This window comes from Grimontia sp. NTOU-MAR1 (assembly GCF_035758505.1).
GTDB classification, from domain to species: Bacteria; Pseudomonadota; Gammaproteobacteria; order Enterobacterales; family Vibrionaceae; genus Enterovibrio; species Enterovibrio marinus.
Genome location: NZ_CP142109.1, coordinates 1,524,444 through 1,539,528 on the forward strand (window position 1 = coordinate 1,524,444; position 15,085 = coordinate 1,539,528).

Genomic DNA, 15,085 nt, shown 5'->3' on the forward strand with positions numbered 1-15,085 from the left:
AATGACTTAATACAAAATGGAAGACCTACAAAAGGGAGGAACACATCAATGATCAGACATATCTTGCTTATCAAATTTATAGAGAGTGCCACCGAAGACCAAATCAACCATGTAAAAGCACTATTTCTGGATATCCCCAATAAAATCGACGGTGTCGTTGCCGTTGAATGGGGAGAGAACGATAGTGATGAGAACCTTAACAAAGGGTGTACCCATGCGGTACTGATGACGTTTGCAAACCAAGCGGGCAGAGAGCAGTACTTGCCCCACCCGGACCACGAAAAACTCAAAGATGATTTCGTGCCACTCATTGAGGACATCACTGTCTTTGATTACAGCCTGTAATTGTCGGTGTCAGGAACACAATTCTAGATAAAGGAGCATAGAGATGAATGTGTGCTTTCAAGGCGTCAATCAACGGGTTTTCGGAACCTACCCTCTCAATGGAGATACACTCACAAAGGCGGTTAATTATGCATTTGAGGCAGGTTACCGCGCGTTCGATACGGCACAAATGTATGGCAATGAGGCAAGCTTAGGCGAAGCATTGTCTCAATTGCCTATAGAGAGGGAAGCGTTGTGTATCACTACAAAAGTGCATCCTGACAATTTCAATGATCGCCACTTCATATTGTCGGTGAAGGACAGTCTCAAGGCACTGAAATTGGCGTATGTTGATGTTCTCATGTTGCACTGGCCACCTGCAGATGGCGACGTTGGCGCATCACTGTGGATGCTGCAACAAGCGCATAGATTGGGGTTAACGAAACATATTGCGGTGTCTAATTACAACGCTCGCATGATGAGAGAAGTGCGAAAGACCATTGAAACGCCCATCGTGACCAATCAAGTCGAGTTCCATCCTCTATTGAACCAAGAACAGCTGCTACTGACGGCCACTGAGACCTCGATTCCCCTTTCTTCCTATTGCTCAGTCGCGAGGGGGGAGATTTTTAAACATCCCCTCTTTGCGGATATCGCACAATGCTACCAAAAGACCAGCGCACAAATCGCATTGCGCTGGGCGCTTCAAAAAGGGGTAGCGATTACCACCATGTCTACAAAACAGGAAAACATTCGCGCTAACTTCGATGTTATGGACTTCACCTTATCAAGCATTGAAATGGCGAAAATTGATGCATTAACCGATACCAATATGCGCATAGTGACGAAAGAGCTCTCGCCCTGGGCTCCCGATTGGCAAGAGACTTAACGGCTCGCGCGATAAAGCCAGTTCCTCTGAACTGGCTTTGACGATCACCGGGCGATTCTAACCTTGGTTAAACAGGTTAACGCTATCTGTTATGCGAAGGCTTTTTGAATGTTTAGCATCTCGATACCACGTACTTGCATAGAGTCGACTGCTAGTGCATGGGCGATAGGGTCAATGGTGCAACAGCACTCTTCAATGACTTTCGGGTTGTATTTTTCCGCCGCTGGAGAGAGCGCTGTATGGTTGACACAATTGTGGGTCATCATGCCTGTAATCAGGATCTCTTCCACGCCCATCGATTGTAACAGGTCTTCAAGATTGGTGTTCTCAAAGCAATCTGCATGTCGCTTGGTGACGACTGGAGCGTCAGGGGCTGCCGCCATCACATCCTTATGGATTTTGACGCCTTCTGAGCCTTCATAAAAAAACAGTCCCTCACCCAGCTCCGGTGAAACCAAATGTTGAATGTGGATGATCGGAATGTTCTTGTCTTTCGCCCTAGCCATAGCTTCTAACGTTTTCTGTGTGGTCTCTTTAGGCTGGTAAAGCGGATATTTGCCATCCTCGAAATAATCATTTTGGATGTCGATAACAATCAAGGCTTGCTTAGTCATTTTGATTTCCTCAGTTCTCTCGTTGGGATGTGTAAATTATGTGCATGTTGAGTTCCTATAACGAGAGTCTAAAATGACACTTTAAAAGGCATTTGCGACAACACCTATCCAATGAAAAACATTAAAATTGCCATTGTTAATTACCCAACAGCCAGTCAAACCGCAGTACATGGCTTAGTTGAAGCCATGACAATCGCTAATACGCTTTGTGAGCAGCTAAACGCTTCGGTCAGGTTTGATGCGAGCATCAATGCGTTGGAACATCTTGATACGCAACAGAGTGTAAGGGTCGTGGTGTTACCTCCTTGCATCAACGATGACTTTTACATGCAGGAAAACCCGCTCTTATATCAATATCTTTCGAGCATGCAGCAACAAGGAGCTCTACTTGCTTCCGCTTGTGCTGGCGCGTTTATTCTAGCGAAGGGAGGATTTCTGGATAACAAGTTCTGCACCACACACTGGCGATTAGCCGATTCGTTTCGTTCTGCTTTCCCTGAACTGAAACTCAACGAGAATGCGATCATCGTGAATGAAGGCGATGTGATTACTGCCGGTGGTCTGATGGCATGGCTTGATCTACTTTTTGAAATTGTCTCGCTGTACTCTTCACCAACCATTGCTCAGCAGTTGTCGAAAGAAATGGTGGTTGATAACGGATTTCGCGAACAGCGCTTCTACCGCCAATTTGTCCCAAAGCGGGACCATGGTGATGAACTTGTTCTAAAAGCACAGGACTATTTGGATGCGAATTACGCTGAGCCCATTTCGGTAAAAGTCATCGCAGAGTATTTTTTCGTGAGTCAGCGAACGCTTCAGAGGCGCTTTTTGGCCGCTGTAGGACATACCATCATCCAATACTTACAGAAATTACGCCTTCACCATGCCTGCCAATTGATTGAGCTAACGGGGAAAGGAGTTACGGAGATTTCTTATGAAGTGGGATATCAAGATATCAGTGCTTTTCGGAAGGTGTTCTTGCGTGAATTTGGCCTGACACCGACCGAGTTTAGAAAACGTTTTAGTACTAACAGAGTCGCTGCAGAAAATGAGTCCGCATTCTAATTCTGTTGTCCGTTGGCTTCACTCTCTGTTGGCAAAACGCGAAGTACCGATTCACCAAGGTGAGAGACGAAGCCAAGCGTAAGGATGTTTTCAGCAATGGAGAATCTTCAGCCACGCCTGTTAAGCCAATGCCGATTCGGAGACTCTTGCCAGACAATATTCCGAGATCGCTAAGTCTAATTTGGCGACACCGGTTAAATCGCAGATTGTCAGTCCCTTTACCGCACCACGGCCAACCTTTTCCAGTGAGATAGGCTTGATGACCTCATCTATCTCCTGTTCTGATATGCCTTTTAGCTCACCCAAAGTCAAAGACTGACTGATGTCATCGCATATCCAACGATCACTTTCCAACACTAAGGCCTCTTCAAGTTCTCGTTTTTCCTTACTGTCAGACCCCATGGCGATAATCAGTCGATCGCGCTGTTTACCTTCCCCGAGAACAACCTTTCTGTGGAGGACCGGCGTGCGACTGGTCGTTGCAGTGATCACCAAATCTGCTTCTGCTAATGCTGCGCTTTCATCGCCGTAACACTGGATGTCTATGTGGTGAGTTTCGTTTGCCCAGTCAGCAAAACCTTTGAGACCTGCTGCACTTCTGCCAAAACATCGAATTTCACTCGGGCGTCTCACCAGTAGCAAGGCAGAAAGCTGCATTCTCGCCTGCCTTCCAGTACCCACAATCACTGCGACATCGATGTTTTCCGGTGCCAGTAGATCAACGGCATACCCGCCCGCAGCCGCAGTGCGAATTTGAGTAAGATACCCATTATCAGCAAGCACAGCATGTAACTGGCCTGACTTCGAATGATATAGCGCATTCATGCCATGAGTTTGGGAGACACCGCCTCCGTCTAGCCGATAATTTCCTGCCATTTTGACAACGAAATAGGTTTGATCCGCCGAGTAAAACGATTTTACACATAGCAGCCCATTTAATGGCTCCAGCATCATCTGTTGGACCCGAGGCTGACAGGAAAAACTGGCCTCCCCCGACTGAAAAGCCGCCCCCATTTCATAGACGACTGCGCTCGTCAGAACAACGGCATCACGGATTTCTTGTTCATTCAATACAACCATATTTCTGTCGCCTTCAGAGGTTCACGGAAAAATCGCGGTTTCGGCCACTCACAGCGCAGATGACACTTTTGCCTTCTAGCCTTTGATCATCAACCAAGGCCGCAGCAAGTGTGATCGCGCCACAAGGCTCGGTAGCAAGCCCCAGATAAGATTGGAGTATTTTCATTGAGGTGAGCACCTCTTCGTCGGACACGGCTACAAATCGGCTCACACTGCCCTTAACAATCGGCCATGTCAGCTCACCAGGCATTGGGTGTGGCGGCAAAATAGCATCACATATTGAAGGGCGCTGCTGTGCCGCATGTGTCCGCTCCCCATTGAGCATGGAGTTGTACCAGGGTCGCGAAACCTCAGACTCAACGCCAACAATTTCACACTGCGGAAATGACTTGGAGATGGCAATCGAAACACCCGCAATGTAGCCGCCGCCAGAAGCGGGAACGTAACAATAGTCCGGAGAGATTTGATGAAGGAGGCAATAGTCGACCATCTCAAGCCCGCTTGTCCCCTGACCGGCAATGACCTCTGGGTGGTCATAAGGCCGAATCAGCGTCATTCCGTACTCTTTCTGATACTTCTCAGCCAAAGCCTCTCTGGTTTCATTTTCCGGGTCAAACAGCACAACGTCGGCACCCAGCAAGCGTGTGTTTTCAATTTTTATCGCGTTAGCTGTCTTCGGCATAATGACCACACTTTTCACCCCAAATAGCTGTCCCGCATAAGCCACAGCCTGCGCGTGATTACCTGTTGAGAACGCAACCACACCAGCTTTTTTCTGCTCGTTGGTCAAACAGCAAACCGCATTGATCGCGCCGCGCAGTTTAAAGGCGCCTGTCGGACACAAACTGTCCGCCTTAATCAAAGCCTTTCCTTTGAGTTGTTTGTCGAGCAAAGGCGAAGACAGCATGGGTGTTGCGCCCATATAAGGTGCGATGTTTCGTTTCGCATCCATCAACATCTGGTGATTCACTTTCCGTCTCCTTGTTTGTACCGGCGCTAAATCCGCACCTTTGGATTATTTGGGTATATTCCGCATCATTCTCGATGCGCTTTCCAATCGTCCTTACCCTTGAAAGTCTAGAGACCAAAAGCACGAAAACAATCAGGGTTTCTTGCACAAACACTTTAGAAAAACTTAAATGTGAGGACGAAATGAAACAAAACCTAATGTAAGGACACTGCCGATAACGATGCCTAGCTTTCCATCAATGAACGCACTGCGCGTATTCGCAGCAGTAGGGAAATACCAAAGTATTCAGCAGGCGGCTAAAACACTTCACATCAGCGAGTCCGCGGTTAGCCAGCAAATAAAAAACCTTGAAGAAAGGTTACAGGTGCAACTGATCGAGCGGGTTGGCAGAACCATCAAACTTACCGAAAAGGGAGCGCTGTTCTACCCTTTCATTGACAACGGAATGGTCTGTTTTACCGAAGGGCTCGACGCGCTTGAAACCTTAAACCGTGAAAAGCTGGTGACCATTTCAGTGATTCCTTCAATGGCAAAGTGGTTGATCCACAGGCTTCCAGATTTCAAGAAATTTCACCCTGAGATACGGGTTAGAGTTCACTCAAGCAACATTCCCACGAATGAAACCAACACCGAGGTGGATCTCTCTTTGAGATTTGGCCTTGGCAATTACCCTGGAATGACAACAACGCCAATTCTTCATGACAAAATTGTCATTGTAGTTGCACCTTCATTGTTAGCAGAAGGTGAAGGGATAAATCTCTCAGAGTATGCGCTCTCGCTGCCCTGGTTAGGCTATCATGCCAAGGATATTGAAGATGTTAACCAGGCGATCCAGCGATTTACCGATGATAAAACCCAGAATATTAGTAAGTTGGCATCAAAAATAGATGTTCATGACGCTATCTTTGTACTGGAGGCGGCGATTTCGGGTCAAGGTGTTGCGGTAACTAAACATACCTTGGCTCTGCCTTATCTCACCTCATCCAAGCTGCATTGCTTGTTTGAAATGCCGACTTTTACTGCGTTTCGTTACTTCATTGTACACCCCAAAAAGCGCCCGCTGTCTGTAGAGGCTGAAACCTTTCAAAACTGGTTAATGACCGCGCTTCCAGAAGATTTTCCAGAGTTGGTCCTAAGGTCTGTTGACCTTTGATGATGATTTTTGCAGCAGTTTCTGGGGACTTTATACAAGGCAGAGGCTTCGATGTTTAGCTGACATACATGAGAAGCCGATAACGAAGGAGAAAGTCCCCCCACAAACGCTGCCCGATATAATTAAACAATTGGCCTAAAGACCTAACTCGACTCGTTCAACGAAAACCATTGCTCCAAGGATTCAGCCGTGGTCTTGATGGCTTCGTTTTTGCTGTCTGATTTTCGGCTGATGATGTACCAGGTTAACGGGAGGCCTTGTTTGGTAACTGGTACCGCTGCTACCAGCGCTTGTTTTATCGAACGCTTCAGCGCCCAGCGGGAAAGAATGCTCACGCCTAAATCGACAGCAATCATTTCTACGATCGCATCAGTCATCTCCACTACTTGCATGTGTGGAATACGAATACCGGATGGGCGGATAAAGCGCTCGTATTCAAAGCCAGGAAGCGCATCCAGACTGTAGGTGAGATAATCCACATCCATCAGATCCTGCGCTTCTATCCAAGGTTTGGAAGTCAGACGGTGACCAGGATGTGTCACCAGCACCAGTTCATCTTCCATCAGGGGTTTGCAATTCAAAGCGGGGTTCTCTGAGCGCGCCGGAGAAATGATGATGTCAGTTTTCCCAGTTATCAGGGTGGCTTCGGCATCTCGTGTTGCTGCCGCTACAAAATCGATTTGCAGCTTTTCCCTGCTGAATGCGAGCGATTTTAGAAACCCCGGCACCCAGTGGTACGCAGAGTATTCTGCAATCCCAATCCGCACTAAATGACTGGCATCAGCCGCGGTACGTTCAAATTCGTCTTCTGCCCTAGATAACTCTGGCAAAATCGAGGCGGCGGTTTGGATCAGCACTTGCCCGGCGGGTGTCGGCTTGAGTTTTCGTCCGTCCCGCTCAAAAATCGCGCTGCCTAATCGACGCTCGGCTTCTGCAAGCCGATGACTCATGGCGGGTTGTGTTACGCCGAGAACGTCAGCCGCCGCGCCTAAGCCGCCGTACTTTCCAATCGCATCAAGCAACTGCCAGTGACGGATCTCCAGCCTCATACATGTATCCTTTTTATGTATTGATAGATTTATTCATTAATAATTCTACATCATAACGACTAGTATTCTCCCGTGGTTGTTTAAAAGCGCAGTTCTTTGAAAGAAGGAGGAAGACATATCATGGGTATTTGGATGGTACTGGCAGCCGCTTTCGGATTCAGCTCTAATCCATTGCTGGCGCAGTTGTTATTGAGTCAAGGTTTCTCAGCGGATTCTATTACTCTGTACCGCTTTACTATCCCAATGCTGCTCATGTTGCTTTTAATGAAAAAACGCCCTGTGTTGGATGGTGAATTTCTGCGCTTTACCGCCGTAGGTGGGCTTTCGGCTATCGGCATGCTGGCTTTTATAACTAGCCTGACCAAGCTAGAACCCAACACGGTAATTTTGACCTATTACGGCTACCCCATGTTCGCGATTTTGCTGGGATGGCTTTGCTTCCATAAAACCATGAGCCGCAACCGGATGATCGCGGCGATGCTGATCGCTATCGCCGTCGGTATTATGCAAGATTCTCAGGGCTTCAACGCTTCCTGGTTAGACTTTCTGGTTTGCCTTGCAGCACCGGCGGCGTTTGCTGTGGTGATCAATATGTTTTCTCTGCCAGAGAAAAACCACGATGCTGCCACCCGAATGTTTGCGGCTTTGTTGGGGAATGTCGTCGTTCTCGTCCCAATCACGCTCTTCAGTCAGCAGGTGTTTTCGTTGCCCTCCACGCTTGAACAGCTTGGACTGGTGTTTGCACTCGGTGTACTTTCAGCTGCCCTGCCCCAGTATTTGTTTTCACGCGGTGCTCAATTAGCGGATATGGAGAAAACCACCATGGTCAGCAGCTGTGAAGTGGTGTTTGCGTTAGGGTTAGCGTGGTTCTTTCTGGGTGATGCGTTGAGCATGAATGACATAATGGCGGCTATGCTGATTTTGCTCGCTGGATTGATTCGCTACGAGGGAATGCCAACGCCAAGGGATGACGGCAAGGATATGGATGAAAGTGAAAATGAAGATGGCACTGCGTTTATCCAGCCTCGCATAGAAAAGCGATCTATATGATTTTTTTACGCCGGAGTTCCCTCCCCCTTTTAGATAAAAAAATACCGCTCACTGGGAGCGGTATTGTCTGTTGTCATTCTAAATCACTGTGGTTATTAAGCGATGTCGAAACGGTCTGCGTTCATCACTTTGGTCCATACAGCAACGAAGTCCTTCACGAATTTCTCTTTGCTGTCGTCCTGCGCGTAGATTTCTGCATATGCACGCAAGATAGAGTTTGAACCGAACACAAGGTCAACAGGGCTCGCGGTGTATTTCACTTCACCGCTCTTACGTGAAACGATGTCGTAAGAGTTACGGCCCGTTGGTTTCCACGCATAGTTCATGTCGGTCAGTGTCACGAAGAAATCGTTGCTCAGGGTGCCAACGCGATCCGTGAATACGCCATGTACAGAGTCACCGTAGTTGGTACCCAGAACACGCATACCACCCAGCAGCACTGTCATCTCTGGTGCGGTGAGGCCCAGCAGTTGAGCGCGATCCAGCAGCATTTCTTCTGGTGCAACCGCATAGTGCTGTTTCTGCCAGTTACGGAAGCCATCTGCCAGTGGCTCCAGTACAGCAAATGAATCAACATCAGTTTGCTCTTCTGTTGCATCACCACGGCCAACTGCGAATGGTACTTCCAGCTCAAAGCCTGCGGCTTTTGCTGCCTGTTCAATACCCAGGTTACCGGCTAGAACAATCACATCAGCGACGCTGATACCGAACTCGTTCGCAATTGGCTCAAGCACAGACAGTACTTTCGCCAGACGCTCAGGTTCGTTGCCCTGCCAGTCTTTCTGAGGCGCAAGGCGGATACGTGCACCGTTTGCACCACCACGGTTGTCAGAACCACGGAAAGTACGCGCACTATCCCATGCTGTAGAAACCATTTCGCTGATAGACAGGCCGCTTTCTGCGATTTTCGCTTTCACAGCAGCAACGTCGTAATCCGCTTTGCCTGCTGGGATTGGGTCTTGCCAAATCAGGTCTTCTGCCGGTACTTCTGGACCTACATAGCGAGATTTAGGGCCCAAATCGCGGTGCGTCAGTTTGAACCAAGCACGTGCGAATACGTCTGAGAAATACGCAGGATCTTTGTAGAACTTCACTGAAATCTCGCGGTAATCCGGGTCGACTTTCAGTGCCATATCCGCATCTGTCATAATTGGGTTGTGACGAATGCTTGGGTCTTCCACGTCGGCTGGCTTGTTTTCTTCTTTGATGTCGACAGGCTCCCACTGCCATGCACCCGCTGGGCTCTTGGTCAGTTCCCAATCGTGGTTTAGCAGCATGTCGAAGAAGCCGTTATCCCACTGAGTTGGGTTAGTGGTCCAAGCGCCTTCAATACCACTGGTCACGGTATCGCGACCCACGCTACGGGTGGTGTGATTCTGCCAGCCGAAACCTTGCTCGTGAATGTCTGCGCCTTCTGGTGCTGGGCCCAGGTTTGCTGCGTCGCCGTTACCGTGCGCTTTACCCACAGTATGACCACCTGCAGTCAGTGCAACAGTTTCTTCATCGTTCATGCCCATACGAGCAAACGTGACACGCATGTCCTGCGCAGTTTTCAGTGGGTCTGGGTTGCCGTCTACACCCTCTGGGTTGACGTAGATCAGGCCCATCATCACTGCTGCCAGTAGGTTTTCCAGAGCGCGTTCGCCTTCTGCTGCGTAGCGACCGTTTTCACCACCACTTGGTGCCAGCCACTCTTGCTCTGAGCCCCAGTAGGTGTCTTTTTCTGGATGCCAGATATCTTCACGGCCAAACGCGAAACCGAAGGTTTTCAGACCCATGGATTCATACGCCATGTTACCTGCCAGAATTATCAGGTCGGCCCAGCTGATTTTGTTGCCGTATTTTTGTTTGATTGGCCACAGCAAGCGACGGGCCTTATCAAGATTGGCGTTGTCTGGCCATGAGTTCAGTGGCGCAAAACGCATATTGCCGGTACCTGCACCACCACGGCCGTCGCCGATGCGGTAAGAACCCGCTGAGTGCCATGCCATACGGATCATCAAACCGCCGTAGTGACCCCAGTCTGCTGGCCACCATTCCTGGCTGTCTGTCATCAACGCTTTGAGGTCATTTTTCAGCGCTTCAACGTCGAGGGATTTGAGTGCTTCGCGGTAATCGAAGTCTTCACCGAGAGGGTTAGATTTGTTGTCGTGTTGATGGAGGATGTCCAAGTTCAGCGCCTTTGGCCACCAAGCAACGTTCGAATTGCCCGCGTTTGTCATTGCGCCATGTACGACTGGGCACTTGCCCGATGCATTGTTTTTATTATCCATAATCAAGCCTATTGTTTTTAATCCAAGCGAACGAAAGGTTTTTTGTGCAGCCTATCTCTGCAAAGGCGCATAAAATACTGCTTCGCTGATAATGAGAACAATTGCTTTTATCTATATCTGCAATAAGCTTGATCTATGTTAATTTTTGCTGCCTTTTCTTGAAATGAGAGTTGAGAATGGGACCCAAAAGGGCGCTATCCGGCGCCCAACAAATTGTTAAGTAGAAACTTTCCGTTAAGGCTCTTTAACCGCCAATACGAACCCTAACCCATAATAAGCGTCTTGCGTTCCTTCGTCTGACAGTGCTTTTAAAGACAACAACATTCTTGAACCGTCTCCAGAGACATATCCATCAAGCTCAAGCGAGAAACTTCCGTCATTTTGCTCGATCGATACAACACTATTAGCCGTTACATCCACTGAAACTTGTACTGACTCGGTCTCTTCATTGACAGGCCTTACTTGTTCCAAGGTGCTGTTTCTTAACATACCCAGAGTTTTTCCCGCTAACGTCCCTTCATTACCTGAACTACCGATAGTCAGTGTCCCCGGATTTGCAAACGTGAGAACTTCTGTTCCGCCACCACTCCCAAATCCTATCTCCAGCGGATAAAGCTTATAAGTCGCGCCAGCTATCGAAGGCGGTGTATCACCAAGGCTCAGCCCTAATGCCATCAACTGTACATACTCAACAATTTGTCCTTGATTTTCATTTTGCTCGACGGTGGCGAACGTCAACAAGTCACCTGACGCAGACGAAAATCCGACCAAGGTGTTTCCGTCAGAGGTGAGGTTTAAATCTCCAGTTTCTCCCACATTGTAGGTACCAGAGAAATTGCCAATCGTTGGAGAGTCATTAAACGTGACTGACATTGGCGTGCTCTTCATTTCAGAGCTGAAAGCCGAACTTGCAACAGTGTCGAAGTTGCCTGCACCATCAAACCCAAGAACTCTTGATTCAGTAATGACTTCGGTTGTTGAAGTGGTTGAATCCAAAAGAAGTTCTAAGCCAACAATACCCACATTCCCATCAAGTATGTCGTTTGTCATGTTGGTACCGGACTTCACCATCAGGTCAAAAGCCATGCTCGGCTCGTCGCCAACTTTTTGATTTGGATCCACAGCGTCAAATTTGCCATCATTATTGGTATCGACGGTGAGAAAGCGAAGCGTCACTTCTTGATTGATCCCCAACTTCACATCATCACTGCCACCAGGCTCCAACACAAACGTAGCAGGCAGCGTTCGAAACCCAAACACTGGTCCATCTCCCTGATCGTAGCCAAAGTGTTCATCGAAACCGAGCCTTTCAATCAGTGTACCGTCGGCGGTAACATTGACATCTAATACTTCAGGGGTTTCCGGATTATTCGACGTTTCGGTTTCGGTAAATAACGATGAAACAATACCTTGCCCACTATTGTATTGACTAATAAGTCCGAAATTATCTTCAAATGCTTCGACAGTGATCGAAAGGGAGTCAGCGTCGGGTGATGCTATCGAAAGATGGCCGATTTCCATGGACGTTGAAAATGTGCCGCCTGTGCCATCATCAGTATCATGTAAGGACACATCAAAAATACTGTATCGCCATGAACCATCGAAAAGTGAGGCATCTCCTGGCGCCTTCGCCAACACCGAAATTTCTTGATCGATTCTAAATCCCGCCACTTCATCAAGCGCAGCCAATGTTTCCGCTAAATTGTCACCTGCTGTGAGATCTAATTCATCTATGACGCCACGCAATGAAACCACCTGATTCTCAGCAAGGTCCGAAATGACTAAATCAGAATCGACCAAATTTTGAAAAATATAATGACTGATAGGATTAATATCGACTTTCTGCTCAATGGCGATTGCATTCATCTCTACTTGTTGACCGCGCACACGAACCACCAAGTTACCCGCCAAACTGACACCCGAAGGTAAACTAAGGTCATACCTTCCGGTTCGGGATATTTGTGCTGTGGTGATCACCTCCCCAATCTGATTACCATCATCATCGACCCGGATAAGCTCAACTTCCCCGTTGTTTACAGGCACCAGTCCCACAACTGCTGCATAAGCCGGAGGGAAAACAACATCAAACAAAGTGGGTTTGCGAAAATTTACCAGGTTATTGCTAGGGGCGGAAACCAAACCTGATAGCGACGTTGAAGTTGAGGAAGGTGGGGCAGAGGACGAGGAATTGTTATCTGAACACGCTACCAGTCCGAGAAAAAGTAACGGCACAAACAGGTGCCGACAATATCGTGAAAAATAGACTTTACTACTTGTCATGGAACATCCTTATACGTCATTTTACGGTTTGTGCCCGGCTATATACAACGTAACTTCTGAAGGTTTTTTCCTTTAGAAGGGATATGCCAAGGCAGATAAAAAGTGACTTTAGGGAATGCAATAGAGCAAGGCCTCACCCATTTGGGTGATTTTTAGAAAGGCGTAAGGAAAGACTCGCTAAGTTCTCAAAAAGGAGAAAGATAGATAACTCCACAGGTTACATCTGGCTATATATAGCCAAACGATATTTATCCTTATACCCAAAAATCCGAAGTTGCAGGATTCAGGTTGTTTGGGTATAAAGTAAAAAACGAACATTTATATTTATAGAATACTCGAAGGAATGAGAGTTTGAAGAAAAACAATCAGATAGAGGAAGTGGATGATAGTTTTTTTCTTCAGGAGAAGGAACACATTCCATATCTACACAATGAAACATATGAGCAACGATTAAAAAAAGCCGAAAACCTGAATAGATGTAAGTTCCGTGACGCATCAGAATTTAAGAGTAAAAGATGGGGTGAACCTATTCCTCGAATAGCCAAATACCGCGATAACTGGGCCTTCAATAACTGTAAATCTGATGGTAAAATTGCATTAATGAAGTCTTCATCCTTTAGGCTTTTCGTCATTCTCTTCTTTTTTTATTATTTATTTGCAATTCTTGCCCCTTTAATTATCTTTGAATATTATCAATATGCACTAATTTCGCTTGCTTTAGCTACGGCTTTAAGTATTTATATCTACGTTTATAGGAAACAATTCCGTTATTTCCAATTTGACAGACACTTAGGACTTGCACTCACGCCTCGTGGCTTTTTTAGGCGCCCATTTTATATACCCCCAGAAGATCTGGACTTATATACTCGTTCTGGACATGCTGGTGGTCGTGGTGGTGGGAATATAGATGTGTATAAAATTCGGTGTCGTAAGATACCAAAACGCCTTTATTTATTTACACCTGGATTTTATATCGACATCATATACCTTGAATCTAGAAGTTATAGTAATATTTGGGCAACAATATTAGATTTCATGAATACTGATAAGCCTTTAGACTGGGGAACATTATACGAAATCAATATATCAGATTATTATAAGAAAAATGAGAACGTGCTAGGCACTGGCCCGTTTCCTGAGGAGCTAAAGCAGTACTTTGACCCTGTAAAGAAAAAACTAAACACACATGAGATTTGGTAAATATAGAGAGCCATAAATTCTATACCTGGCTCTCTGGATTAGTGTGCCACTCTCTAACTTTCTCTGCCTATTTTGACGTTAGGCTGAAAGTTCCTTTCGCACAATTTCAGTTCCCGCACTCAGCGCGAAGAGCTTGGCCGTCGCCACTTCGCGGGAAAGCGGTGCCATACCACAGTTGGTGCATGGGTAGAGTTTGTCGGCATCAACATATTTCAGCGCTTCGCGCAGCGTGTCGGCCACCTCTTCCGGTGTTTCGATGGTATTTGTCGCCACATCAATGGCACCTACCATGACTTTTTTACCGCGGATAAGCGATAACAGCTCGATTGGCACGCGGGAGTTATGACATTCCAGCGAGATAATATCGATGTTGGATTGCTGCAGCTTTGGAAAGACTTCTTCGTACTGTCGCCACTCTGAACCCAGCGTCTTTTTCCAGTCGGTGTTGGCTTTAATGCCGTAGCCATAACAGATGTGAACAGCGGTTTCACATTTCAGCCCTTCGATGGCGCGTTCCAGCGTGGCAATGCCCCACTCGTTCACTTCATCAAAGAAGACATTAAATGCAGGCTCATCGAATTGGATGATATCCACGCCGGCGGCTTCCAACTCTTTCGCTTCCTGGTTCAGGATTTTCGCAAATTCCCACGCGAGCTTTTCGCGATCTTGGTAGTAGCCATCGTAAAGGGTATCGATCATGGTCATAGGACCGGGTAGCGCCCATTTGATTGGCCTGTCGGTTTGCTTACGCAGGAACTTGGCGTCTTCTACAAACACAGACTTTGGACGGGAAACAGGTCCAACCACAGAAGGTACACTCGCTTCATAGCGGTTTCGTATTGTCACGGTTTCGCGCTTTTCAAAATCAACGCCATTTAAATGTTCAATAAATGTCGTGACGAAATGCTGTCGTGTTTGTTCGCCATCGCTGACAATATCTACGCCTGCGACTTGTTGTTCCTGCAATGCCACACGAAGCGCGTCTTGTTTGCCATCAATTAATGCATCACCTTCTAATTTCCATGGTGACCATAATTTTTCTGGTTCTGCCAACCACGAAGGTTTCGGTAAGCTTCCTGCTGTTGAAGTCGGTAATAGTGTTTTCATAATAAATACTGTCTTTTCTCTTTATTCGTTA

At 47.2% G+C, this 15,085-nt stretch carries 13 protein-coding genes; 6 read left to right on the forward strand and 7 right to left on the reverse strand.

From position 1 onward, the window contains the following. The first annotated feature begins 48 nt into the window (after positions 1-48). Both VP504_RS25025 and VP504_RS25030 read left to right on the forward strand, forming a co-directional pair. Complete coding sequence (locus tag VP504_RS25025; protein ID WP_325894712.1) at positions 49-345, forward strand: Dabb family protein; 297 nt, start codon at positions 49-51, stop codon at positions 343-345. A 43-nt stretch (positions 346-388) separates the two neighbouring features. Continuing rightward, complete coding sequence (locus VP504_RS25030; protein ID WP_325894713.1) at positions 389-1,213, forward strand: aldo/keto reductase; 825 nt, start codon at positions 389-391, stop codon at positions 1,211-1,213. Positions 1,214-1,302: 89 nt separating this feature from the next. On the opposite strand, the gene VP504_RS25035 is transcribed toward VP504_RS25030, so the two are convergent. Beyond that, positions 1,303-1,827: a cysteine hydrolase family protein gene (locus VP504_RS25035; protein WP_325894714.1), complete on the reverse strand. Its 525-nt coding sequence runs from the start codon at positions 1,825-1,827 to the stop codon at positions 1,303-1,305. Between the two features lie 111 nt (positions 1,828-1,938). Between VP504_RS25035 and VP504_RS25040 the strand changes: the two genes are divergently transcribed. Then, positions 1,939-2,892 (forward strand): GlxA family transcriptional regulator, encoded by a 954-nt coding sequence (locus tag VP504_RS25040; protein WP_325894715.1) that lies wholly within the window; start codon positions 1,939-1,941, stop codon positions 2,890-2,892. 120 nt (positions 2,893-3,012) lie between these two features. Here VP504_RS25040 and VP504_RS25045 read toward each other — a convergent pair whose 3' ends face one another. Next, positions 3,013-3,972 (reverse strand): ethanolamine utilization protein EutC, encoded by a 960-nt coding sequence (locus tag VP504_RS25045; protein ID WP_325894716.1) that lies wholly within the window; start codon positions 3,970-3,972, stop codon positions 3,013-3,015. A 13-nt stretch (positions 3,973-3,985) separates the two neighbouring features. After that, positions 3,986-4,942: a threonine ammonia-lyase gene (locus VP504_RS25050; RefSeq protein ID WP_325894717.1), complete on the reverse strand. Its 957-nt coding sequence runs from the start codon at positions 4,940-4,942 to the stop codon at positions 3,986-3,988. Between the two features lie 238 nt (positions 4,943-5,180). Between VP504_RS25050 and VP504_RS25055 the strand changes: the two genes are divergently transcribed. Then, positions 5,181-6,095, forward strand: a complete 915-nt coding sequence (locus VP504_RS25055) for a LysR substrate-binding domain-containing protein (RefSeq protein ID WP_251880128.1) — start codon at positions 5,181-5,183, stop codon at positions 6,093-6,095. A gap of 143 nt (positions 6,096-6,238) precedes the next feature. Here VP504_RS25055 and VP504_RS25060 read toward each other — a convergent pair whose 3' ends face one another. Then, positions 6,239-7,144, reverse strand: a complete 906-nt coding sequence (locus VP504_RS25060; protein ID WP_325894718.1) for a LysR family transcriptional regulator — start codon at positions 7,142-7,144, stop codon at positions 6,239-6,241. A gap of 120 nt (positions 7,145-7,264) precedes the next feature. Between VP504_RS25060 and VP504_RS25065 the strand changes: the two genes are divergently transcribed. Continuing rightward, positions 7,265-8,194 (forward strand): DMT family transporter, encoded by a 930-nt coding sequence (locus VP504_RS25065; protein ID WP_325894719.1) that lies wholly within the window; start codon positions 7,265-7,267, stop codon positions 8,192-8,194. Between the two features lie 95 nt (positions 8,195-8,289). Here the strand turns inward: VP504_RS25065 and katG are convergent, their stop codons facing one another. Together katG and VP504_RS25075 are read right to left on the reverse strand one after the other, a co-directional pair. Continuing rightward, positions 8,290-10,467, reverse strand: coding sequence for a catalase/peroxidase HPI (gene katG, locus VP504_RS25070; protein WP_325894720.1), 2,178 nt, complete (start codon positions 10,465-10,467; stop codon positions 8,290-8,292). A 234-nt stretch (positions 10,468-10,701) separates the two neighbouring features. After that, complete coding sequence (locus tag VP504_RS25075; protein WP_325894721.1) at positions 10,702-12,747, reverse strand: hypothetical protein; 2,046 nt, start codon at positions 12,745-12,747, stop codon at positions 10,702-10,704. A 351-nt stretch (positions 12,748-13,098) separates the two neighbouring features. Between VP504_RS25075 and VP504_RS25080 the strand changes: the two genes are divergently transcribed. Beyond that, entirely contained in the window at positions 13,099-13,947 is an 849-nt protein-coding gene (locus VP504_RS25080; protein ID WP_325894722.1) for a hypothetical protein, read from the forward strand. A gap of 78 nt (positions 13,948-14,025) precedes the next feature. Here VP504_RS25080 and VP504_RS25085 read toward each other — a convergent pair whose 3' ends face one another. Then, positions 14,026-15,054 (reverse strand): methionine synthase, encoded by a 1,029-nt coding sequence (locus tag VP504_RS25085; protein WP_325894723.1) that lies wholly within the window; start codon positions 15,052-15,054, stop codon positions 14,026-14,028. Between the last annotated feature and the right edge of the window lie 31 nt (positions 15,055-15,085).

Excerpts from the sequence above, each read along its gene's own strand:
- VP504_RS25025 (WP_325894712.1), top strand. The coding sequence starts at position 49 with ATGATCAGACATATCTTGCTTATCAAATTTATAGAGAGTGCCACCGAA.
- VP504_RS25030 (WP_325894713.1), top strand. The coding sequence starts at position 389 with ATGAATGTGTGCTTTCAAGGCGTCAATCAACGGGTTTTCGGAACCTAC.
- VP504_RS25035 (WP_325894714.1), bottom strand. The coding sequence starts at position 1,827 with ATGACTAAGCAAGCCTTGATTGTTATCGACATCCAAAATGATTATTTC.
- VP504_RS25040 (WP_325894715.1), top strand. The coding sequence starts at position 1,939 with ATGAAAAACATTAAAATTGCCATTGTTAATTACCCAACAGCCAGTCAA.
- VP504_RS25045 (WP_325894716.1), bottom strand. The coding sequence starts at position 3,972 with ATGGTTGTATTGAATGAACAAGAAATCCGTGATGCCGTTGTTCTGACG.
- VP504_RS25055 (WP_251880128.1), top strand. The coding sequence starts at position 5,181 with ATGAACGCACTGCGCGTATTCGCAGCAGTAGGGAAATACCAAAGTATT.
- VP504_RS25060 (WP_325894718.1), bottom strand. The coding sequence starts at position 7,144 with ATGAGGCTGGAGATCCGTCACTGGCAGTTGCTTGATGCGATTGGAAAG.
- VP504_RS25065 (WP_325894719.1), top strand. The coding sequence starts at position 7,265 with ATGGGTATTTGGATGGTACTGGCAGCCGCTTTCGGATTCAGCTCTAAT.
- katG (WP_325894720.1), bottom strand. The coding sequence starts at position 10,467 with ATGGATAATAAAAACAATGCATCGGGCAAGTGCCCAGTCGTACATGGC.
- VP504_RS25075 (WP_325894721.1), bottom strand. The coding sequence starts at position 12,747 with ATGACAAGTAGTAAAGTCTATTTTTCACGATATTGTCGGCACCTGTTT.
- VP504_RS25085 (WP_325894723.1), bottom strand. The coding sequence starts at position 15,054 with ATGAAAACACTATTACCGACTTCAACAGCAGGAAGCTTACCGAAACCT.